We start from the raw sequence: 279 nt of genomic DNA, 5'->3' as shown, positions 1-279 counted from the left end.
GCCGGCGCCCGTGCCCTGGGTCTCCCCCAGATCCCTCACCAGCGAGGGCTGCGCCGGCAGCACGATCGTGAGTCCCCCGGGCCAGATCGCGTCGACGAGACGCTGGACGGGCTCCGGAACAGCCTCCGCGAGGGCCGTCAGCGTCTCCTTCGTGCCGTCGAGCACGGGCGGCGGCTGATTGCGGCCGCGACCCTTGGCATCCAGGAGACGCTGCACCGCGGGCGGCGAGAGGGCGTCGGCGGCGACGCCGTAGACGGTGTCGGTGGGGATGACGATGGG

General features: G+C 73.8%; 1 protein-coding gene. It reads right to left on the bottom strand.

What is annotated here, in order from left to right; translation table 11 throughout:
• A partial coding sequence (locus KVS71_RS17360) for a Sua5/YciO/YrdC/YwlC family protein (RefSeq protein WP_217585141.1) occupies positions 1-279 on the bottom strand: 279 nt, incomplete at both ends.

It is taken from the genome of Microbacterium sp. GbtcB4, from assembly GCF_019091465.1.
Taxonomy (GTDB): Bacteria; Actinomycetota; Actinomycetes; order Actinomycetales; family Microbacteriaceae; genus Microbacterium; species Microbacterium paraoxydans.
This window is presented reverse-complemented; position numbering and strand designations above follow the sequence as displayed.